Raw genomic sequence first — 21,977 nt, forward strand, 5'->3', positions numbered from 1 at the left:
CTCACCCCGCCTCGGGCGCGCCGCCGCCCTCGCGGACGGCGGTGGCGGTCAGGCGTTGAGGAGGGCGAGGACGGCCTCGCCGTACCTGTCGAGCTTGGTCTTGCCGACGCCGGGGATCTGCGCCAGGTCCTCCAGGGACTCGGGTCCGCGTTCGGCGATGGCCTGGAGGGTCGCGTCGGTGAAGACGACGTAGGCGGGGACGCGCTGCTCGGCGGACACCTCGGTCCGCCAGTCCTTGAGCGCGAGCAGCAGGCCCTCGTTGAGCTCGGCGGGGCAGTCCTCGCAGCGGCCGAGCTTGCGCTCGACGGCGGCGGTGAGGGGGCGCCCGCACACCCGGCACGGCTGCGGGCCCTTGGCGCCGCGCCGCTTGCCGCGGTCGACGCGGGCCGGGGTGTGGGTGGTGGTCTTGCCGGTCAGCCCGTCGAGGAACCGGGACGGCTTGCGCCGCCGGGCCCCGCCGGGCGACCGCGACAGCGCCCACGACAGCGACAGGTGCGCGCGGGCGCGGGTCACGCCGACGTACAGCAGCCGGCGCTCCTCCTCGACCTGCTCGGGGGTCTCGGCGTAGATGATCGGCAGGGTGCCCTCGGCGAGCCCGGCGAGGAACACCGCGTCCCACTCCAGGCCCTTGGCCGCGTGCAGGGACGCGAGCGTGACGCCCTCCAGCGGCGGGGCGTGCTGGGCGGCGGCGCGCTCCTCCAGCTCGGCGACGAACTCGGGCAGCCCGGCGCGCGGGTCGTCGGCGGCCATGTCCTCGGCGAGCTGCGCGAGCGCGGCGAGCGACTCCCAGCGGGCCCGCGCGGCGCCCGCGCCCTCGGGCGGGCGGTCGCTGAAGCCCGCGCCGGACAGCACGTGCCGGACGGTCAGTATGAGGCCGGTGCCGTCGGTCTCGGCGTCGGCGCCCGCGCGGGCCGCGCCGCGCAGCCTGATCACGGCCTCGCGCACCTCGGGCCGCTCGAAGAACCGCTCGGCGCCGCGCAGCACGTAGGGGACGCCCGCGGCGGCGAGCGCGGTCTCGTACGCCTCGGACTGCGCGTTGATCCGGTAGAGGACGGCGATCTCGCGCGCCGGGACGCCCTCCTCGATGAGCTTGCGGGCGCGGCGGGCGACGTCGTCGGCCTCGGCCATCTCGTCGTCGTACTCGTTGAAGACCGGCTCGGGCCCGTCGGCGCGCTGCGCGACCAGCTCCAGCCGGTGCCGCCGCGCCGCCTCGCCGCGCGCCTGCCCGATCACCCCGTTGGCGAGCCGGACGACCTGCGGCGTCGAACGGTAGTCGCGGGTCAGCTTCACGGTCTTGGCGCCGGGGTGCTCGGCGGTGAAGCCGAGCAGGTAGGACGGGGTCGCGCCGGTGAACGAGTAGATCGTCTGGTTGGGGTCGCCGACCACGCACAGGTCGTCGCGGCCCGGGCCGACCCAGGTGTCGAGCAGCAGCTTCTGGAGCGGGTTGACGTCCTGGAACTCGTCCACGACGAAGTAGCGGTACTGGTCGCGGACCTGCCGGGCCACCTCGGGGTGGTCGGTGAGGACGGCGGCGGTGAGCTGGAGCATCTCCTCGAAGTCGAGCAGGTTGCGCTCGCGCCTGAGCTGCTCGTACATCGCGTAGACGCGGGCGACGTCGACGACCTCGGCGGGCGGCCTGCGGGCCGCGCGGACCACGGCGGCCGGGTAGTCCTCGGGGCGGTGCTGGGTGACCTTGGCCCACTCGATCTCGCTCGCGACGTCGCGCAGCTCGCTGCGCCCGTACGACAGGCGGCAGGCGCGGGCGGCGTCCGCGACGAGCCCGATCTTGGAGTCGATGATCCTCGGCGGCTCGCCGCCGACGACGCGCGGCCAGAAGTAGGTGAGCTGGCGCAGCGCCGCCGCGTGGAACGTGCGGGCCTGCACGCCGGGCGCGCCGAGCTGCCGGAGCCGTCCGCGCAGCTCGCCGGCCGCGCGGGTGGTGAACGTCACGGCGAGGACCCGCTGCGGGGCCACCACGCCGGTCAGCGTCGCGTACGCGATCCGGTGGGTGATCGCCCGGGTCTTGCCGGTGCCCGCGCCCGCCAGCACGCACACCGGGCCGCGCACCGCCTCCGCGACCGCGCGCTGGTCCGGGTCGAGTCCCTCCAGCACCCCCTCAGCCACCATCCCCCCATCCTTGCAGCCGTCACGGGCGCGCGCCGACACCCCTTCCGAAACGCGGGCCCGCGCCCGGACGGCGGCCGCGAACGCCGTGTCCCGGCCCGGAATGCGTGGGAGGGTTCGGATGTTCTTCCTGACGCCGCAGTCAACAGATCATTCGAACGAGGGAGACGACGCACCGATGGCGACGCCGACCGCCGACCAGGCGAAGGGCCCGGCCGGGCCGCTCACCATGTACACCACCACATGGTGCGGCTTCTGCCGCCGCCTGAAGAGCCAGCTCGCCCGCGACGGCATCGAGATGGCCGAGATCGACATCGAGCGCGACCCGGCCGCCGCCGAGTTCGTGATGAGCGTGAACGGCGGCAACCAGACCGTTCCGACGGTCGTGGTCGACACCCCGGACGCCGGCCGCCACGTCCTCACCAACCCGAGTGCCAAGGAGGTCAAGCGCCTGCTCGGCGTCTGACCGCCCTCTCTGACCCCCTCCAGAGCGCGCGGTCCGCACATCGCCCGCGCTCCGAAGGCCCGCCGACCCGTTCCCGGGCGGCGGGCCTTTGTCGTTCCCGGAGCCGTACCGGCGCGCGGGCGCGGTGCGCGGGCGCGGTGCGCGGGCCGTTCAGAACAGGGGCATCTTCGGCAGCGGGCCGCCGTACCAGCGCATAATGAGCTGCGCGGCGATCGACAGCGGACCGGGCGCGACGACCTCGCCGGCGTCGATGGCGGCGCGCAGCTCCTCGCGGGTGAACCAGGCGGCGTCGAGGATCTCCTCCGGGTCGGGCCGGAGCGGGGCGCGGCCGTCGGCGCGGGCGGTGAAGCCGAGCATCAGGCTGCGCGGCAGCGGCCACGGCTGGCTGCCGAGGTAGCGGACGTCGCGGACGGCGAGGCCGACCTCCTCGATCACCTCGCGGGCGACGGCCTGCTCCAGCGACTCGCCGGGCTCGACGAACCCGGCGAGGACCGAGCGCCGGTCCGCGGGCCAGGACGGGCCGCGGGCCAGCAGGATCCGGTCGGCCTCGTCCCGGACGAGCATGATCACGGCCGGGTCGACGCGGGGGAAGTGCTCCGAGCCGTCCACCGTGCACACCCGCACGTGCCCGGCCGAGCGGACCTCCGTGGGCGCGCCGCAGCGCGGGCAGAACCGGTGCGTCGCGTGCCAGTGCTCCAGCGCGACGACGTGCGTGAGCAGGCCCGAGTCGCGGTCCTCCAGCAGCGCGCCGACCTCGCGGAGCCCGGCGGGCGCCGCGCCCTCGACCTCCGGGAGCGGCCCGGCCGCGCCGAAGTAGGCGGTGCCGGACGGGTCGACGCCGAGCAGCCACCGGTCGCCCGGGGCGCCTCGTCCGGGGCCACGAACGCGAGGGTCGGGGACGGCTCGTACACCACCGGCGCGCGCCCGCCCTCGACGACCAGCACCCGCGTGCCCGGCGCCGCCCACGCCGCCTTCACCCAGGCGTCGTCGCGGCGCCGCAGCGCCACCCGGTCGAGGGTGCCGCGCGCGAGCGCCAGCCATTCGAGGGGTGCGTGGTCGGTCACGGGTCCTGCTCTCCATTCGGTCCGGCACGGGGTGCGTCGGCGCGGGGTCGGCGGCGGGGGGGGCGGGCGTCGGCGGCGGGCCGGGCGGCGCCCTCCCGGTCAGCGCAGCGCGACGGCGAGTTCTTCCCACAGGTGGGCGGCGGTCTCGGCGCCCTTGAGCAGCAGCGGGATCTCGGCCTTCTCGTTGGGCGCGTGGATGCGGTCGTCGTCCAGGCCGACCGCGACGAAGATCAGCGGCGCCTCCAGGATGTCGGCGAGGTCGGCCTCGGGGCCGCTGCCGCCCTCCCGGGTGAACAGGACCTCGGTGCCGAACGCCCGTTCCATCGCCCGCCGCGCCGCCCGCACGCCCGCCGAGTCGATCGGCGAGAAGCAGGGCCGGACGCCGCCGCCGGGGATCTTGACCTCGGCCCGCACGCCGGGCGGGGTGCTGGCGGCGACCCACTCGCGGAACGCGGCCTGCACCTTGCCCGGGTCCTGCCCGGCGACCAGCCGGAACGAGATCTTGGCGTGGGCCTCGCGCGGCACGATCGTCTTGCCGCCGGGGCCGGTGTGCCCGCCCCACATGCCGTTGACCTCGGCGGTCGGGCGGGCCCAGACCCGTTCGAGGGTGGTGTAGCCCTTCTCGCCGTACGGGGCGCGGCTCTCGCCCGCCGTGCGCAGCCACGCCTCCTCGTCGAACGGGAGCCGGGCGAACAGCGCGCGCTCCTCGTCGGTCAGCGGCACGACGTCCTCGTAGAAGCCGGGCACCGTGACGCGGCCGTCCGCGTCGTGCAGGGCGGCCAGCAGCGCCGCCATCGCGTGCAGCGGGTTGGGGACGGCGCCGCCGAACGATCCCGAGTGCAGGTCGGTGGCCGGCCCGTACAGCGACACCTCCGCCTCGGTCAGCCCGCGCATCCCGGTGCACATGGACGGCACGTCCGCCGCCCACATGGTGGTGTCGCTGATCACGACCGCGTCGCAGCCGAGCCGGTCGCGGCGGGCGCGCAGCAGGTCGGGGAAGTGCACCGACCCCGACTCCTCCTCGCCCTCGACCAGCAGCTTGATCGTGACGGGCGGCGCGTCGGCGCCGGACGCGGCGAGCCCGGCGCGGATGCCGAGGGTGTGGAAGAACACCTGGCCCTTGTCGTCGGACGCGCCGCGCCCGATCAGCCGGTCGCCGTCCACCACCGGGGCGAACGGGTCGGTGTCCCACTCCGCGAGCGGCTCGACGGGCTGGACGTCGTGGTGCCCGTACACCAGCACCGACGGGGCGTCGGGGTCGGCGGCGGGCCACTCGGCGAACACCGCCGGGCAGCCGGGATCGTCGGCGGCGCCGGTCTCCCAGACCTCCACGACCGGGAACCCCGTCGCGCGCAGGTGGCCGGCGAGCCACTCCGCCGACCGGCGCACGTCGCCCGCGTGCGCGGGGTCCCCCGATATCGAGGGGATCGCCAGCCACTCGCTCAGGTCCGCGAGGAACCGCTCCCGCTCTCCCTCGATGTACGCGACCACGTCCAACCTCGCTACCCCTCTTCCCGTCCCGTTGACGGCCGATGCATGCCGTACTGTCTGGCACTGTAAGGGATCCGCCCGGTGAGCTTGGAGCTGTCGTGATCCTGATCGACCCGCCGCTGTGGCCCGCCCGTGGGCGGGTCTGGTCGCACCTGGTCAGCGACGTCTCGTACGCGGAGCTGCACGCGTTCGCGGCCCGGCTCGGGATGCCGCCGCGGGCGTTCGACCGCGACCACTACGACGTGCCGTCCGAGCTGTACGAGGCGGCGGTGGCGCTCGGCGCCGAGGCCGTGGGCTGCCAGGAGCTGCTCGCCCGGCTGACCCGGGCGGGCCTGCGCCGCCGCAAGCGGTACCGGCCGCGGGCCTCCGCGCCGCGCCCGGCTCCGCCCGTGCCGCGCTGAGCCGCGCCTCCCGCGTTCGGGCGGGCGCGGGGTCACGCCTTGAGGAGCGTCAGCTCGGTCTCGACGTTGCGGCGGGCGGCGGCCTCGAAGCGTTCGCGGGCGGCGGGCGTGTGGAACAGCGCGGGCAGCGCGAGCAGCCCTTGGAGCACCTCGGCGCGCGCGGCGTTGAAGAACTCGTCGGGGACGAACGCGTACTCCTCCCGCACGGCGGCGGCGTAGGCCGCGTACCGGTCGGGGCCGGAGCCGAGGATCGCGAGGTCGGCGTCGCACAGCACCTGGCCGTTGCGGTCGACGGGATCGGGCGCGTGGGTCTCGGTGAGCCGGACGAGCCGCCCGACCTCGGCGACGGTGCCGGGCCCGAGGTCGGTGTCGTTCAGCATCCGGGCGGCGAGGCGGGCGCTGCGCTCCTCGTTGTCGGCGCGCTCGGGGTCGTAGACGGCGTCGTGGAACCAGGCCGCGAGCCGGACGGCGTCCGGAGCGGTGGCGTGGGCGGCCAGCTCGTCCACCAGGTCGAGCACCGCGATCAGGTGCTCGCGGGTGTGGTAGCGGCGGTGCCGCTCGCCGTAGCGGGCGTCGAGCTCGGCGCCGATGTGCCGGGTCTGGGCGCCCGCGAGCGCGGTCCACCGGTCGACAAGGTCCATGGTCCCATCGTCGCGCATGGCCTCATCGTCGCGCACGGGCCGTCCCTGCGCGCGGGCCGGTCCTCGCGCGCAGGCCCCGTCGTCGCGCACGGGCCGTCCGCGCGGATCGGGGGACGGGCGGGGACACGCGGTGGCATCGTTCTTGCGCGCGTCCGGGGCCGCCGCCACTATGGTTGCCACTCAGAGTTAGGCAAGCCTTACCTCACTTACCTGGAAGGGTGGCGGTGGCCGCCTCGCAGTCTCTCGTGCTCGTCGCGGGCAAGGTGACCGACTCGGTGACGCACGGCTTCCTGCCCGCCGCCGCGCGCCTCGGGCTGGACGTGACCGTGCTCACCGACCGCCCGTCCGACCACGCCGAAGCGTACGCCGGGACGGACCCCGCGCCGACCGTCGCGCGGTGCGACGTGACCGACTTCCGCGCGATCGTCGCACACCTCGCGCACGCGGCGGGCCCGCCGCTCGGGGCTCCCGCCGGGATCTTCTCCAACAGCGACTTCCTCCAGGTGCCGGCCGCGCTCGCCGCCGCGTACTTCGGGCTGCCCGCCAAGGACTGGCGCGCCGCGGCCCGCGCCAAGGACAAGGCGCTCATGCGCGCGCACCTCGCCGCGGTCGATCCGGTCTTCTCGGCCGACGCGGCGCGCGTCCCGGCGGACGCGCCGTACCCCCTCGTCCTCAAGCCGCGCGAGGGCGTGGCGAGCGAGGACGTGTTCCTCGTGAACGACGCGCGCGAGCTGGCGGCGCGCCGCGAGGAGATCAGCGCGCGGCGCGCCGGGCCGCTCGTCGCCGAGGAGTACCTGCCCGGCGCCCTGCACACCCTGGAGACCCTCGGCGACGGCCATGACCTGCACGTCCTCGGGTCGTTCCGCACGCGGCTGTCCGCGCCCCCGCACTTCGTGGAGGAACGGCTCGAATGGACGCCCCCGCCGCCGGAGACCGGCCAGGTCCTGGCGCAGCTCGAACGGCTCGGCGTCGGGTTCGGGGCGTGCCACACCGAGTTCGCGGTGCGCGACGGGCGGGCGCGGATCATCGAGGTCAACTACCGGGTGATCGGCGACCACTGCGACTTCCTGCTGGCCGACCTGCTGGGCGTCCCGCTGTTCGAGCGGATCCTGCGCGTCCATCTCGGCGGACGGCTCGGCGCGCCGCCGCCCGTCCCGTCCGGGCACGCGGTGGCCGAGCCGGTCATCGCCACGCGGGCCGGGACGCTCACCGACGCGCCCGAGGCGATGGAACGGGCCGACGGCGCGGTACGGCTGTCGTACCGGCCGCAGCGCCGCGCGGGCGACGCGGTCGCGCTCACCCGCACCAACCGCGACTACCTCGGCACCGTCCGCGCCATCGGCCCGTCCGCGGCCGAGGTGGACGCGGCGATCGGACGGTTCCGCGCCGAGCACGCGTGGAGGATCGCGTGAGCGACCCCGGCCCCGGTCTCGGTCTCGGCTCTGGCCCCGGCACCGGCCCCGCCGCGTCCGCCGTCGAGAGCGGCCTCGCCGCCCGCGTCCTCGACGCGCTGCTGCGCGAGGACTACGGCGGGCTGCGCCGCCTGATCCGTCCGGGACGGCCGCGGACCGGCCCGGCCAAGGCGGGTGCGGCGGCGGACGTGCTCGCGCTGCCGAACGGACGGCTCGTTCCGCTGGCGCCGAGCCGGTTCCTCTGCGACCGGAGGGTCGCGCCGGGCGGCCGGGCGCTGCGGCTGGACGGCGACGTGTTCGCGACGGTGCGGGCGGTCGCGGACCCGCGCGACGACGTCGAGTCGTTCGAGCGCGAATGCCGGGAGGCGCTCGCGACGGCGCTGCTGCACGAGGAGGTCCGCCCGGCCGTGCTGCGGCGCCTCGGCCGGATGCCGGACGCGGCGCGGCGCGGGCCCGGAACGTTCTACGAGACGCTCGCCGCGTTCAACGACCATCCCGTCCACCCGGCGGGACGCTGCCGGTTCGGGCTCGGCACGACGGACCTGGCCCGGTACGCGCCGGAGTTCGCGCCCGCGTTCGCGATGCGCTGGGCGTCGGTCCCCCGGCGCGAGGTGACCGCCGCGGGCGTCCTGCCGGACTGGTGGCCGGAGGCGGAGGACGGCGACCGCGACCTGTTCCCGGTGCATCCGCTGACGGTGCCGCTGCTGCGCGACCGGCCGGGCGTCGCGGTGCTCCCCGAGCCGTACCTGCGGGTCTCGCCGACGCTGTCGATGCGGACGGTGGCCGCCGACCCGCTGACCCACCTGAAGGCGCCGCTGCCGACCAGCACGCTCGGCCGCCGCAACCGCCGCACCATCGTGCCGGGCACGCTGCCGGACGGCGCGCTCGCCGAACGGCTCCTGCGGCGGGTGCTGGACCGCGCGCCCGGCCTTCCCGTGCTGACGGCGGACGAGCAGACTTACGGTCACGCCGGGTCCCCGCTGCTCGGCTACCTCGTGCGGCGGTTCCCGGAGGAGACCGCGCGGGCGCACGTGGTGCCGGTGGCCGCGCTGCTCGCCGAGGCCCCGGAGGGCGGGTGCGTGATGGAGCGCTGGGACGTCCCGGAGCTGTTCGCCGCCTACCTCGACGCGCTGCTCGCCTGGAACGTCGCGCTGTTCCGGCACGGGATCGCGCTGGAGGCCCACCAGCAGAACGTCGCGCTCGTCATCGGCGACGGCGGCCCCCGCACGCTGCGGCTCCTGGTCAAGGACAACGACGGCACGCTCGTCGATCCGGGCCGGGTCGCCGCGACGCTCGGCACGTCCGCCCCCGCGTTCACCGACCCCCGGATGGCGACCCGCGACCCCGACGCGCTCGCCCGCGTGTTCGTCACGATCACGCTGCACCTGTGCGCCGCCGCGCCCGCGTTCGGGCTGGCGGAACGGGGCCTGCTGCCGCTGCGGACCGGCCTGCGCATGGTCCGCGACCGGCTGGACGCCGCGCTCGGGCCCGGCGACGCGTTCCTGCGCTCGCGGACGCTGGAGGCGGGCGCGCTGCCCGGCAAGGCCATGCTCACCGCCGGCACGCTGGTCGACAAGGCCAGGACCGGCGCGGCCGACATCAACAAGCACTACGGCCCGCCCGGGCCGAACTACCTACGGGACGACACGTGCTGCTGACCGGACGGGCCGCTCTGACGGCCGACGACGCCACCGCCACCGCGCTGCTCAACTGCCTGGTCAGGGAGGTGTGCGCGCCCGAGCAGCAGGTCTGGCGGGACGGCGGGCGGCTCGTCGTCCGGCTGCCGAGGGCCGGGGTGATGCTGCGGGCCGCGCTCGCCCGGCCTCCCGCCGGGCCGGTGTACCGGCTCGGGCCGCCCTACGAGGAGCACCGCGAGGGCGCGTGGATCGCGGCGGCCTGGGACCGGCTCGCGGACCTGGTGGCCGGCGAGCTGGAGCTCGCCACCGGGCGCGCCAACCCCGAGTTCCTGACGCAGGTCGGCGACAGCCGCGGCGCGCTCGCCGCGATCCTCGACGCGCGCGCGGAGCCGGGTCCCGGCGGCCTGCCCGCGGCGATCGCGCGGTACGTCGAGTCGGAGCAGGACCTCGTCGCCGGGCACCGCTTCCACCCGTCCCCGAAGTCGCGGCAGGGCGCGCCGTCGGTGTGGCTGCGGTACGCGCCCGAGACGCGGTCGCGGTTCCGCCCGCACTGGCTGGCCGTACGGGACGACCTCGTCGCCGGGGAGGGCGACGGCGAGGCGTTCGCGGCGCTCGAAGCCCTCGCCCCGCCCGCGCCGCCGGGCACGCGCCTGCTCCCCGCGCACCCGTGGCAGCTCTCGCTGCTCGCCGAACGGCCCGTCCTGCGCGACGCGCTCGCGCAGGGCCTGGTCACCGACCTCGGCCCGGCCGGGCCCGAGGCGGTCGTGACGTCGTCCGTCCGCACCGTGTACGTCCCGGCGGCGGACCTGTTCTGCAAGTTCAGCCTGGACGTGCGCATCACCAACTGCGTGCGCAAGAACGCCTGGTACGAGCTGTCGGGCGCCGTCGCCCTGAACCGCCTGCTCGGGCCGCTCTTCGAGCCGGGCACGCTGCTCGCCGAGCCCGCGTACCGTTCGGTCGGGCTCGCGGACCGCCGCCTGCACGAGGGCCTCGGCGTGATCCTGCGGCAGGGCGTCGGCGGCCTGCCCGGCACGCCGCTGCTCGCGGGCGCGCTCGCCGCGCCGTACGGCTCGACGCTGGCCGGGCTCCCGGCCCTCGGCACGCCGGACGGCGCGCTGGCCTGGTGGGACGCCTACGTGGCGCAGCTCGCGCCGCCCGCCCTGCGCGCGTACCTGGACCACGGCGTCGTCCTGGAGCCGCACCTCCAGAACGTCCTGGTCTGCGTGGACGGCGACGGGATGCCCGTACGGGCCGTGTTCCGCGACCTGGAGGGGACCAAGCTCACCGCCGGCCGCTGGGACCGCGAGACCGCGGGCCTGCCGCGCCGCGTCCGGGAGGCGCTCACCTACGACCCCGACCGGGGGTGGAACCGCGTCGTCTACTGCCTCGTCGTCAACCACCTCGCGGAGATCGCCGCGACCGTCGCCGACCTGCACCCCGCGCTGGAACGGGTGATGTGGGACCAGGCCCGCCGCCACTTCGCGTTCGCGCCGGACGCGCCGGAGCTGCGGGCGCTGCTCGCGGGCGTCCCGATCCCGGCCAAGGCGAACCTGCGCGCCCGCTGGGCCCGCTCCGCCGACCGGGCCGCGACGTACGTGGACGTGCCGAACCCGCTGGCCCCGCCCGCCCCGTCCCTGAACTGAGGACCGTCCCCAAACGGGGGCCGTCCCCAACCGAGGCCGTCCCCGACCCCAGGAAGGAGGCGGGCCGTGCAGGCACCGCCGCACGTCGCGTCGTTCGCCCGCGCCCTCGACCGCTTCCCCGCGTACGTCTACGACCTGCGGGGCCTCGCGGACCACGCGGCGCGGATCCGCGCGGCGCTCGGCCCGGTCGAGCTGTTCTACGCGGCGAAGGCCAATCCCGACGCCGAGATCCTGCGCACGCTCGCGCCGTTCGTGGACGGCGTGGAGGTGTCGTCCGGCGGCGAGCTGGCCCATGTGCGGCGCACGCTCCCGGATGCCCGCATCGCGTTCGGCGGGCCGGGCAAGACCGACGAGGAGCTCGCCCTCGCGCTGGACCTCGGCGTGGAACGCGTCCACGTGGAGAGCCCGCGCGAGATGGCCCGGCTGCTGAGGCTCACGGCCGCGCCGCGGATCCTGCTGCGCGCCAACCTCGCCTTCGAGGCGGCCGGGGCCGCGCTGGCCATGAACGGCCCGTTCGGCATGGACGAGCCCGCGCTCGACGCCTGCCTGGACACCGGTGTCGGGGGCGCGTCCGTGCGGGGCGTGCACGCCCACCTGGCGTCCGGCCTGGACGCCCCGGCGATGCTGCGCCTGGCCGAACGCATCGTCGGCTGGGCCGTCCCGTGGCTGGCGGCCCGTTCCGTCGAGGCCCCCGAGATCAACCTCGGCGGCGGGATGGCGGTCGACTACACCTCGCCCGAGACCCTCTTCGACTGGCCGGCGTACGCCCGCGGCCTCCTCGGCGGCCTGTCCGGCGGCCTTCCCGACGGCGCCCGCCTGCGCATCGAGCCCGGCCGCGCCCTCACCGCGTACCACGGCTGGTACGTCACCGACGTCCTGGACGTGAAGACGACCCGCGGCGACGCGTACGTGATCCTGCGCGGCGGAACGCACCACATCCGCACACCGGTCACGAAGGGGCACGACCAGCCGTTCACCGTCCTGACGGGCTCCGGCTCCGGATTCGGCTCCGGATTCGGTTCCGGGGAGCGCACGGGCAAGGCCACTCTCGTCGGGCAGCTCTGCACGCCCAAGGACGTTCTCGCCCGCGACGTGCCCGTCCCGACGCTCCGTCCGGGCGACATCGTCGCGTTCGGGATGGCGGGCGCGTACGCGTGGAACATCTCCCACCACGACTTCCTCATGCATCCGAAGCCGTCCGTCCACCACCTCACGTAGCCCGGGGGTCCCGGCGGCGGGGCCGTCCCGACATACTCGGCCACATATGTGCGGGGAAGCCGGGTATCCACCTGACCCGTCCGCGGTCGCGGGTTCACAAGAGGAGAAGGTCAGTGCTGCTGCTCGACCGGGTGCGTTCGTTCGCGAGTGTGGGGGCACGGGCGGCGCGCGCCGTGCGGGACGTCGGGGTGCTGCATCCGGTGCGGCCCGACCGGGCGGCGCGGCTGCTGTTCCCGTACGTCCGGTTCGGCCCGGTGCCCGCCGCCGTCGGCGCGATGGCGGCGCTGCGGTTCCCCGACCGCGTCGCGCTGTACGACGACCGGGGCGCGCTGACGCACGCGGAGCTGGACGCGCGCGTGTCGTCGCTGGCGACCGCGCTGCGCGACCGGGTCCCCGAGGACGGCCGGATCGGCGTGCTCTGCCGCAACCACCGCGGGTTCGTGCAGGCGGTGCTGGCGGGCTCGCGGCTCGGCAACGACGTGGTGCTGCTCAACACCGACTTCTCCGCCGCGCAGCTCGGCGAGGTCGCCGAGCGCGAGGGCGTCGCCCTGCTGCTGCACGATGAGGAGTTCGAGGACGTCGTGGACGGCTCCGGGTTCGCCGGCGAGCGGATCCACGCCGACTCCGCGGGCGGCGGGCGGCGCGACGGCGTCGACGACCTGGTCGAGGCGACGCGCGCCGTACCGCTGAAGCCGGAGCGGACCAGCAACGTCGTCGTCATGACGTCCGGCACCACGGGGACGCCGAAGGGCGCGCGGCACGACATCTCGATCGGCGCGCTGCTGCCCGCCGCGCTGAGCCACCTCATGCGGGTGCCGGTGCGGTCGGGCGCGCCGATCGTGGTCGCGCCGCCGCTGTTCCACGTGCTCGGGTTCGCGTACCTGTCGGTGGGGCTCGGGATGGGGATGCCGCTCGTGCTGGCGCGGCGGTTCGACCCGGCGGCGACGCTGCGGGCGATCGACGTGTACGAGGCGGAGACGCTGGTCGCGGTGCCCGTGATGCTCCAACGGATCCTGGACGTGCCGGACCGGGCGCGGCCCGCGTCGCTGCGCGTCGTCGTCTGCGGCGGGTCCGCGCTGCACCCGCACCTCTCCGAGGCATTCATGGACGCGTTCGGGGACGTGGTGCACAACGTGTACGGGGCGACCGAGACCGGCTGGGCCACGATCGCGACGCCCGAGGACCTGCGCGCCGCGCCCGGCACGGTCGGCAGGCCGTCGTTCCGGCTCACCCTGAAGATCCTCGACGAGGACGGCCGGGAGCTGCCGCCCGGCGAGGTCGGCGAGATCCACACCGGCGGCGGGCTGCGGTTCGCCGGGTACACCGGGGGCGGCGGCAAGCGGATGCGGGACGGGCTGACCGGCAGCGGCGACCTCGGCCACTTCGACGCGGAGGGCCGGCTGTTCATCGACGGCCGCGCGGACGACATGATCGTCTCGGGCGGGGAGAACGTCTTCCCCGGCGAGGTCGAGGACCTGCTGGGCCGCCATCCGGGCGTCGCCGAGGTGTCGGTCACGGGCGTGGACGACGAGCGGTTCGGGCAGCGGCTGGCCGCCTACGTCGTCCCGGCGGACGGGCCGGACGGGGACCTCACCGAGGACGCCGTCAAGGCGTACGTGAAGGACCGCCTCGCCCGCTACAAGGTGCCGCGCGACGTCCACTTCGTGGACGAGCTGCCCCGCACCAGCACGGGCAAGGTCAGGGCCAAGGCGCTCGGCTCCGCCGAGACGTCCCGCTAGCCGCCCGCGAGTCGCCGGACCCCGGGGGGCGCCGCCGGGAGCCGGGAGCCGGGTCAGGCGACGACGCGTTCCTTGGCGGCCATGCAGATGCGGGCGAGGTCGTTGAGCGCGTCGGCGCGGCGCTCGTCGAGCGTGCGGCCGTCGCCGCGGTCGGCCTCGGCGAGGGTGTCGATCACCAGGGAGAACACCGGCCACTCCGCCGGGCCGATGGCGCCCTGGAAGTCGACGCCGCCGTCCTCCAGGTCGTCCAGGTCGAGGTTGCGGGCGAACGTGGCGAGGGCGGCCTCGGCCGCGACGACGCCGATGCGCATCGCGAGGGCGGCGGGCTCGCGGTCCACGCGCCGGGCGGCGGCCGGGGGAACGGTGCGCGCACTGCTGGTAGAACCCATGTTCGACAACATAGAACACACGCGTCCCACACGTCGAACGTTTGCTCGAAAAAGCGGTACGCGAACGTGAGGGCGGACGGCGCGGCCGAATGGGCGGGCGCGGGGCGTTCAGCCGACGTTGGCGTGGACGTGGAGGTAGGAGTGGGTGAAGTTCAGCTCGCCGTCCACCAGGCTCGGGCGCAGGCCCGTCGCCGGTCCGCCGTCCAGCTCGGCGCGCAGCTCCGCGCGGATCCCGGCCGCGACGTCCTCGGGCGTCTGCGACATGGCGAGCCACGGCTCCAGCGGCCGGACGTGCTCGAACCGGTCGGTGCGCCGCACCTCCGCGCCCGCGTCGGCGAGCAGCCCGGTGATGCGCTCCTCGCTGAGGATCGTGCCGTGCGAGGGGTCGCGGAGCCGTTCCAGCCGGTCGACGTCCACGTCGTCCGGGACGTCCGCGGGGCGGACCAGGTCGGCGACGATCAGCGCGGCGCCCGGCCGGCTGACCCGCGCCATCTCCCCGACGACCGCGACCGGGTCCGCCACCTGGTGCAGCGCCAGCCGCGTGATCACGAGGGTGAACGAGCGGTCGAGGTAGGGCAGGGCGGCGGCGTCGCCCTCGGTGAAGGTCAGGTTGGTGAGGCCCTCGGAGTCGGCGGCGCGCTTGCCCTCGGCGAGCATCGCGGGCGTCAGGTCCAGCGCCGTGGCGTGCCGGACCCGCCCGGCGATCGCGCGCGAGACGATCGCGGTCCCGGCCGCGACCTCCAGCACGACGTCCTCGGGGTCGAGCTCGGGTTCGGCGAAGCGGACGAGGCGTTCGAGATGCCGGGTGAACGCGACGTTCAGCGCGGGGTCCCCGAAAGAGGCCGCCTGCTTGGAGAACTCCTGTACGACCTTCGCGTCATGCGTCACCGACACGCTGCCTCCTCGTAGGTGTGTGCCCGGATCATCCCCGAATGAGCAGCCGCTGAACAGAGGGAGTGAGACTCCTCACCGCCCGGACCGCGTAACGCGCGCGGGCGTCAGGCGTTCGGGACCGACTCCAGCAGCGCGGCGAGGCCCGCGGCGTTGAGCAGGTCGGCGGGGCGGACGGTGACGTTGGCCGCGACGTAGTGGAACGCGGCGCTGACCCGTTCGACCGGGACGCCCGCGAGCGCCGCCCACGCCAGCCGGTACGCCGCGAGCTGCACCGACGCGTGGCGGGCCTCGTCGCCGGACGGCGGCGAGCCGGTCTTCCAGTCGACCACCTCGTACGCCTCGCCGCCGTCGGCGGAGCGCGCGCGGAACACCGCGTCCATCCGGCCGCGCACCAGCCGGTCGCCGATGACGGTCTCGAACGGGACCTCGATGTCGACCGGTTCGCGCGAGGCCCACTCGGACTCCTCGAACCGTTCGCGCAGGCTCGCGAGGAACGAGTCGTCGGCCGCGCCCTCGTCGGCCGCGCCCGGCAGCTCGTCGGGGTCGAGCAGGCGCTGCTGGCCCCAGCGGCTCTCCAGCCAGGCGTGGAACGCGGTGCCGCGGCGGGCGTAGGGGGCGGGCGGGCGCGGCATCGGGCGGCGGATCTGGCGGGCGAGCGCGGCCGGGTCGCGGGCGAGCGACACCAGCGACGACACCGACAGGTTGGGCGGCAGCTCGACCAGGAGGCCGTCGCCGCCGCGGCCCCGGTCGCGCTCGGCGAGCAGCAGCTCGACGTCGCGCGCCCACGCCGTCATCCGCCCCCGGTCGGCGGCGGTGAGGCCCTCGTCCCCGGCCCAGTGCAGGTCGCGGCCGTGCATGGCGTCGTCCACCATGCGCGCCGCCTCGACGACCGCCTCGTAGCGTTCGCGGGCGGACAGGTCGGTGCGGCCCCGCTCGCCCGGCGCGACCGGCCACCGCGCCTCGTCGGCGTCGGCGAGCAGCGGGTTGGCCGCGCCCTCCTCCGGCGGGTCGGCCCAGACGGCGATCGAGCCCGCCCCGGCGAGGCAGACGTCCCGCACCTCCTCCAGGAACGGCGACGGGCCGAGCGGCCGGCCGGACGCGCCCCACCAGTAGCCGGTGGCGATCAGCAGGCTGGACGCGCGGGTGACGGCGACGTAGGCGAGCCGCCGCTCCTCGCGCAGGTCCCGCTCGCCGCACGCCTGGTCGAACGCCGCGAGGTCGTCCTTGTCCAGGCCGGGCAGCGCCGGCAGGTCGGCGCGGTCGCCGCGCAGCATGAACGGCAGGACGCGCGGGTTGGCGGTCCAGCGGGTGGCGTTCTGCGGCGGGGACGGGAAGATCGACCCCTTGGCCGGGGACCCGTTCTTTTGCGGCGTGAACGCGAGGCCGGGCACGATGACGACCGGCCACTCCAGGCCCTTGGACGCGTGCACGGTCAGCAGCTTGACGCTGTCGGTCTCGCCGACCCGGCCCGCCTCCAGCCCGAACTCCTCGGTCTCGGCGGCCTTGAGGTAGGCGAGCAGCGCGCCGAGCGTCGGGTCCTCGGCGTCGCCCGCGAACGTGGCGGCGGCGTCGATGAACGCGTCGAGGTCGGCGCGGGCCGTGACGGGGTCGAGCCCGGACCGCGCCGCGACCTCGATGTCGAGGCCGAGGGCCCGTTCGACCTCGTTGACCAGGTCGGGCAGCGGCAGGCCGACCTGCGAGCGCAGGCCGCGCAGCTCGTCGCGGAGCCGCCGGAGCCGCGCGTAGCCGTCCGGGGAGTAGGCGGCCGGGTCGCCGAGGTCGTCGAGCGCGTCGACCAGGCTGCCGGTCTCCTGGTTGAGCTCGCTGACGAGCTGCCGCAGCGGGTCCTCCCCGGGGGCGTCCGGGGCGTCCCCGGGCGGGGCGTCGTCCGGCCCGGCCCCGCCCCCGGCCCCGTCTCCGCTCTCGGGGGCGCGCTCGGGCGGGGTGACGTCGCGCGAGGACTCCTGCGCGAGGGCGCGGGCGCGGCGGCCGAGCGCGACCAGGTCGCGGGGCCGAGCCGCCAGCGCGGCCCGGTGAGCAGGCGGGCGAGGGACGCGCCGGACGTCGGGTCGTGCATGACGCGGAGCGTGGCGACCACGTCCTGCACCTCGGGGACGGTCAGCAGCCCGCCGAGCCCGACGACCTCGACGGGGATGCCGCGGCTCTCCAGCGCGCGCCTGATCAGCGGGAACTGCGACCGCTTGCGGGCGAGGACGGCGATGTCGGAGTGGCGCAGCGGCTCGCCCTCCCAGGCGCCGCCGTCGGGCGCGACCGCCGGGTCCCCCGCCATCACGCGGGCGACCCGCGCGGCGATCCGGTCGGCCTCCTCCTCGATCGTCTCGAACAGCGCGCACTCGACGCGCCCGCGCCCCTCGCGCCCCGCCCCGGGGACGAGCCTCGGCACGGCCGACGTGTCGGCGCGCAGCTCCTCCTGGACCCTGGCGGCGGCCTCCAGGATCTGCTCGCCGTTGCGGAAGCTGCGGCTGAGCTGGACGACGGGCGCGGGCGGCGGCCGCCGTCCCGCGACGGGCGCCTGGAGCGGGAAGTCGTGGGCGAAGCGCAGCAGGTTGCCCGCGCTCGCGCCGCGCCAGCCGTAGATCGACTGGCACGGGTCGCCGACGGCGGTGACCGGGTGCCCGCCGGCGAACAGCGACCGCAGCAGGACGAGCTGCGCCTGGCTCGTGTCCTGATACTCGTCCAGCAGCACGACCGAGAACCGCGACCGCTCGATCATCCCGACCTCGGGATGCTTGTAGGCGATCCGCGCGGCGAGCGCCATCTGGTCGCCGTGGTCCACCACCTCCCGGTCGTGCTTGGCCCGGTGGTACGCCTCGATCAGCGGCATGAGCTGCTCGCGCACGGCGTGCTTGGCGAGGATGTCGCGCTGCGCCTTCAGCGGCTTGGCGAGCGCGGCGAACCGCTCGTCCAGCCACGCCCCGACCCTGCGGACGTCGTCGGCGGTGCGCAGGTGCTCCGACAGGTCGCCCGCCAGCTCCATCACGGCCTTGGTGACGGTGTCGGGCGTCCAGTCGATGCGGTCCATCGGCCCGTTGTAGGCGTCGACCACGCGCGAGCAGATCTGCCAGGCGACCGCCGGGGAGATGAGCCGCATCGTCGGTTCGAGGCCCTCGCGCAGCGCGTGGTCGCCGAACAGCCGCGAGGCGTACGAGTGGTAGGTCGACACCATCGGCTCGCCGTCGAACAGCGCGTCGCCGCCGAGCCGTTCGAGCTCGTCGCCCGGCAGCTCCTCGCGCAGCATGTCGAGCCGCTTGCGGACGCGCGCGGCGAGCTCGGCCGCCGCCTTGCGGGTGAAGGTGAGGCCGAGGACCCGTTCGGGCCGGACGAACCCGTTGGCGACGAGCCACACCACGCGCGCCGCCATCGTCTCGCTCTTGCCGGAACCGGCGCCCGCGATCACGGCCATCGGCGCGAGCGGCGCCTCGATCACCCGGGCCTGCTCCTCCGTGGGCTCGGGGACCTTCAGCAGCCGCGCCAGCTCCGCCGGAGTGATCACCCCGCTCCCCCCGAGCCGCTCGTTCCCGCCGTGCCCCGCGCGCCCCCGTAGCCCTCACGGGGCCGGCCGCCGCGCCGGCGGCACGGGACGCGCTAGTCACCTACCTGTCCGCCCTCATCATGCACCGGGCAGCAGGACCGTACGGGGCAGGTCCGACACTTGTCGTTGGCCCGCGCCTGGAAGACGTCGCTGGCCATGCCGGTCGCGACGATCTCCACGAGCTTCTTCGGCCACTCCGGGTCCTCGTCCTCGCCGGGCGGCCCCTGCTCCTGCTCGCGGGCCTTCGCGGTGAACGCGGCCTTGCCGACCTGGACGAGCTTCGCGCCGCCCGGCTCGATGAGCCCGTGCCGCTCGAACGCGCCGAGCATCACCGCGTACTGGTAGACGCCGAGCTGCGGGTGGCGGGCCAGGTCGTCCTTCGGGACGGCCGTGGTGGAGGTCTTGATGTCGATGATGACGGCGCGGCCCTGCTCGTCGCGCTCGGCCCGGTCGATGCGGCCCTTGATCACGACGCGGCCGAGGTCGACCTTGAACGACTCCTCCAGCGCCACGACCTCGTTGGGGTTGTCGCGGTGCCAGGACAGGAACCGGTCGACCATCGTCGCGGCCTGCTCGCGCTGCTTCTCCGAGTACCACGACGAGCGGAACTCCAGGTCGTTCCAGATCTCGTCCAGCCGCTCGGCGACGTGGACCTCCTCGATCCCGTCGTCGGCCCCCGCCATCTCCGCGACCGCGTGGATGACCTTGCCCATCGTGCTGTACTCGTTGGGCCCGCCCTCCTGCGCGCCCACCGCCGAGGCCAGCAGCCACCGCAGCCCGCAGGTGGTGAACGCCTCGACCTGCGACGGGGAGATCGTGATCGGCTCGTCCTCGGAGAACGCCGGGCCCGGGTCGGACAGCGCGGTGATCGCGTACCAGTTCTCGGGCCTGGCGCCCCGCACGCCCGCGCGGGCGAGGCGCGCGAGGTGCCCGGCCGCGGCCCGCCGCAGCGGCTCGGGGCGGGACGGGTCGCCGGCCGCCGAGCGCAGGTCGGCGACCAGCGCGGGCAGCGACAGCCAGCGGGTCTTCTCGTCGAGCTGCGACTCCTCCAGCGCCCCGGGCACCAGCTCGTTCAGGAACCGGGACGGGCGCTCCTCGGTGTCGTCGCCGCCGACCGCCGTGACGACCAGGCGCTTGCGGGCGCGCGTGGCCGCGACGTAGAACAGGCGGCGCTCCTCGTCGAGCATCTTGGCGGCCATCGACGCGCCCGCCGCGGCCTCGCTCATGCCGCCGCCCGCGCCCGCCATCGCCTCGACCTCGTTGCCCGCCGCGTGCTCGACCAGCTCCTCGACGCCGAGCAGCGAGCCGCGCAGCCGCACGTCCGGCCAGACGCCCTCCTGCACGCCCGCGACCACGACCACGTCCCACTCCAGGCCCTTGGAGCGGTGCGCGGTCAGGATGCGGACGGCCTCGCCGTGCGGCGCCTGCTCGGCGAGCGTGTCGCCCGCGATCTCCTGGGAGGCGATGTTGTCCACGAACAGCTCGGGCCCCGCCTGCGGCAGCCGGTCCACGAACCGCGCCGCGTGGTCGAACAGCGCGACCACCGCGTCGAGGTCGCGGTCGGCGGCGGCGCCGCGGGTGCCGCCCTTGACGCTCTGCTCCAGCAGCGCGTCGGCCTGGCCGCTCTCGCGCCACACCGCCCACAGCACGTCCTCGGCCGTGCCCTTCTCGGCGGCCTCGCGGGCGACCGCGATGAGCCGCCCGACCCGTTCGGCGGGGGCGCGGACCCGCTCGTGGACGAGGGCCAGCTCGCGCGGGTCGTCCACCGCGGCGACGAGCAGCTCGCTCAGCGGACGGCCGCCGCCGGACAGGTCCTCCAGGTCGCGCAGCGCGCGCTTCAGCCGCCGCATCGCGAGCGCGTCGGCGCCGCCGAGCGGGCCGGTCAGCAGGTCCTCGGCGACGACCTCGTCCAGATGGCCCTTCTTCAGCGCGGCGCGCAGCAGCACCAGGATCGGCCGGACGGCGGGCTCGGCGATCAGGGGCACCTCGTCGCCCGCCACCACCACCGGCACGCCCGACTGCGCGAGCGCGCGCCGCAGCACCGGGACCTGCCGGACGGCGCTGCGCACGAGCACCGCCATCCGCGACCACGGCACCCCGTCGAGCAGGTGCGCGCGGCGCAGCTCGTCGGCGACCAGCGCCGACTCCTGGCTCTCGGAGTCGGCGATGACGGCCCGCACCTCGCCCTCGTCGGCGCCCTCGGCCGGCAGCAGCGCGCGGTGCTCGGCGGCGCCCGCGAGGACGGCGGGCAGGCGGCGCGCGATCCGCCGCGACGCGGCGAGGATCTCCGGGCCCATCCGGCGGCACGTGCGCAGCGCGACGACCGGCGCCTCCTCGCCGTCCAGCGTGCGGAACCGGTCGGGGAAGCCGAGGATGCCCCGCACGTCCGCGCCGCGGAACCCGTAGATCGACTGGTCGGGGTCGCCGACGACGACCAGGTCCCGGCCCTCGCCCGCGAGCAGGCGCAGCAGCCTCTCCTGCGCCGGGTCGGTGTCCTGGTACTCGTCCACGAACACCACGTCGTAGGAGTCGCGCTCGCGGATCCGCACCTCCTCGTCGGCGAGCATCTCGGCGGCCAGGTGGATCAGCTCGGCGTAGTCGTAGGTCGGGACGGGGTCGAGCGCGAACCGGTCGACGTAGCGGTCCATGAACCCGCCGATCGCGGGCCAGTCGTCGCGGCCCCGCGTCCGCCCGAGCCCGGCCAGGTCGCCCGGCCCGTAGCCGCGCTCGGCGGCGCGCATCGAGAAGTCGCGCAGCTCCTCGGCGAACCCGCGGGTGGCGAGCGCCGCGCGGAGCCGTTCGGGCCAGTCGCGCGCCCCGTCGGCCAGCTCGCCCTCCAGCAGCCGCCGCACCTCCAGGAGCTGCTCGGGCCCCGACAGCAGGCGCGGCGCGGGCTCCTCGTTCAGCACGGCGTCGCGGCGCAGCAGGGCGTAGGCGTAGCTGTGGAACGTCAGCGCGAGCGGCGTGCGGGTGGTGCGGCGCAGCCGTCCGGTGATCCGCTCGCGCAGCTCGCCGGCCGCCTTCCGGCCGAACGTCAGGACCAGGACGCGTTCGGGATCGACGCCGCGGTTGTCGATCCGGTCGACCACGGCCTCCACGATCGTGGTCGTCTTGCCGGTGCCGGGGCCCGCGAGCACGAGCATCGGCCCGCCGGCGTGCTCGACCACCCGCCGCTGCCGCTCGTCGAGCGCGGGCGGGCCGTTCCGCGCGGGTCCCGCGCGTCGCACGAGACGATAGGAGGCTGCCGGCACAACAGACGATTCCAGCAGATCATCGGGCCTGCTCTGACCACATCGCCCGCATGT

General features: G+C 75.7%; 13 protein-coding genes and 2 pseudogenes. 7 read left to right on the top strand and 8 right to left on the bottom strand.

Annotation, left to right across the window (positions count from 1 at the left end):
• Positions 1-48: 48 nt before the first annotated feature.
• Positions 49-2,127 (bottom strand): ATP-dependent DNA helicase UvrD2, encoded by a 2,079-nt coding sequence (locus GEV43_RS06655; protein ID WP_160819927.1) that lies wholly within the window; start codon positions 2,125-2,127, stop codon positions 49-51.
• A gap of 175 nt (positions 2,128-2,302) precedes the next feature.
• On the opposite strand from GEV43_RS06655, the gene GEV43_RS06660 reads away from it, so the two are divergent.
• On the top strand, positions 2,303-2,590 hold the full coding sequence (locus GEV43_RS06660; RefSeq protein ID WP_160819928.1) for a mycoredoxin: 288 nt from the start codon (positions 2,303-2,305) through the stop codon (positions 2,588-2,590).
• Between the two features lie 150 nt (positions 2,591-2,740).
• On the opposite strand, the pseudogene nudC reads toward GEV43_RS06660, so the two are convergent.
• Positions 2,741-3,654, bottom strand: a pseudogene (gene nudC / locus GEV43_RS06665) (NAD(+) diphosphatase).
• Positions 3,655-3,753: 99 nt separating this feature from the next.
• Positions 3,754-5,151 carry a dipeptidase gene (locus GEV43_RS06670; protein WP_160819929.1) on the bottom strand — a complete coding sequence of 466 codons (1,398 nt, stop codon included), beginning with the start codon at positions 5,149-5,151 and terminating at the stop codon, positions 3,754-3,756.
• A 92-nt stretch (positions 5,152-5,243) separates the two neighbouring features.
• On the opposite strand from GEV43_RS06670, the gene GEV43_RS06675 reads away from it, so the two are divergent.
• The gene (locus GEV43_RS06675) at positions 5,244-5,546 is read left to right on the top strand and encodes a DUF4031 domain-containing protein (RefSeq protein WP_309239488.1); all 303 of its coding nucleotides are present in this window, start codon (positions 5,244-5,246) and stop codon (positions 5,544-5,546) included.
• A gap of 32 nt (positions 5,547-5,578) precedes the next feature.
• Here the strand turns inward: GEV43_RS06675 and GEV43_RS06680 are convergent, their stop codons facing one another.
• A complete protein-coding gene (locus GEV43_RS06680) occupies positions 5,579-6,187 on the bottom strand; it encodes an HD domain-containing protein (protein ID WP_160819931.1) in 609 nt (202 codons plus the stop codon).
• Positions 6,188-6,411: 224 nt separating this feature from the next.
• Here GEV43_RS06680 and GEV43_RS06685 point away from each other — a divergent pair, with 224 nt between their 5' ends.
• The 5 genes from GEV43_RS06685 to GEV43_RS06700 all read left to right on the top strand — a co-directional run bounded on the left by GEV43_RS06685 (position 6,412) and on the right by GEV43_RS06700 (position 13,836).
• The gene (locus GEV43_RS06685) at positions 6,412-7,599 is read left to right on the top strand and encodes an acetyl-CoA carboxylase biotin carboxylase subunit family protein (RefSeq protein ID WP_160819932.1); all 1,188 of its coding nucleotides are present in this window, start codon (positions 6,412-6,414) and stop codon (positions 7,597-7,599) included.
• Positions 7,596-9,257: an IucA/IucC family protein gene (locus GEV43_RS47930; protein ID WP_309239489.1), complete on the top strand. Its 1,662-nt coding sequence runs from the start codon at positions 7,596-7,598 to the stop codon at positions 9,255-9,257. Before GEV43_RS06685 ends, GEV43_RS47930 begins: the two co-directional genes overlap by 4 nt.
• Positions 9,248-10,879 carry an IucA/IucC family protein gene (locus GEV43_RS47935; RefSeq protein WP_309239490.1) on the top strand — a complete coding sequence of 544 codons (1,632 nt, stop codon included), beginning with the start codon at positions 9,248-9,250 and terminating at the stop codon, positions 10,877-10,879. Before GEV43_RS47930 ends, GEV43_RS47935 begins: the two co-directional genes overlap by 10 nt.
• A gap of 66 nt (positions 10,880-10,945) precedes the next feature.
• Positions 10,946-12,097 (top strand): type III PLP-dependent enzyme, encoded by a 1,152-nt coding sequence (locus tag GEV43_RS06695; protein ID WP_160819933.1) that lies wholly within the window; start codon positions 10,946-10,948, stop codon positions 12,095-12,097.
• A 113-nt stretch (positions 12,098-12,210) separates the two neighbouring features.
• Positions 12,211-13,836, top strand: coding sequence for an AMP-binding protein (locus GEV43_RS06700; RefSeq protein WP_309239491.1), 1,626 nt, complete (start codon positions 12,211-12,213; stop codon positions 13,834-13,836).
• A 53-nt stretch (positions 13,837-13,889) separates the two neighbouring features.
• On the opposite strand, the gene GEV43_RS06705 is transcribed toward GEV43_RS06700, so the two are convergent.
• The 4 genes and pseudogenes from GEV43_RS06705 to GEV43_RS06720 form a co-directional block, all read right to left on the bottom strand.
• Entirely contained in the window at positions 13,890-14,225 is a 336-nt protein-coding gene (locus GEV43_RS06705) for a hypothetical protein (protein WP_160819934.1), read from the bottom strand.
• Between the two features lie 108 nt (positions 14,226-14,333).
• Positions 14,334-15,119: a methyltransferase domain-containing protein gene (locus GEV43_RS06710; RefSeq protein WP_160819935.1), complete on the bottom strand. Its 786-nt coding sequence runs from the start codon at positions 15,117-15,119 to the stop codon at positions 14,334-14,336.
• Positions 15,120-15,223: 104 nt separating this feature from the next.
• Positions 15,224-18,633: pseudogene (locus tag GEV43_RS06715) on the bottom strand (ATP-dependent helicase).
• A 92-nt stretch (positions 18,634-18,725) separates the two neighbouring features.
• A complete protein-coding gene (locus tag GEV43_RS06720) occupies positions 18,726-21,899 on the bottom strand; it encodes an ATP-dependent DNA helicase (RefSeq protein WP_160819936.1) in 3,174 nt (1,057 codons plus the stop codon).
• Positions 21,900-21,977 lie beyond the last annotated feature (78 nt).

This window comes from Actinomadura sp. J1-007 (assembly GCF_009793335.1).
GTDB classification, from domain to species: domain Bacteria; phylum Actinomycetota; class Actinomycetes; order Streptosporangiales; family Streptosporangiaceae; genus Spirillospora; species Spirillospora yumaensis.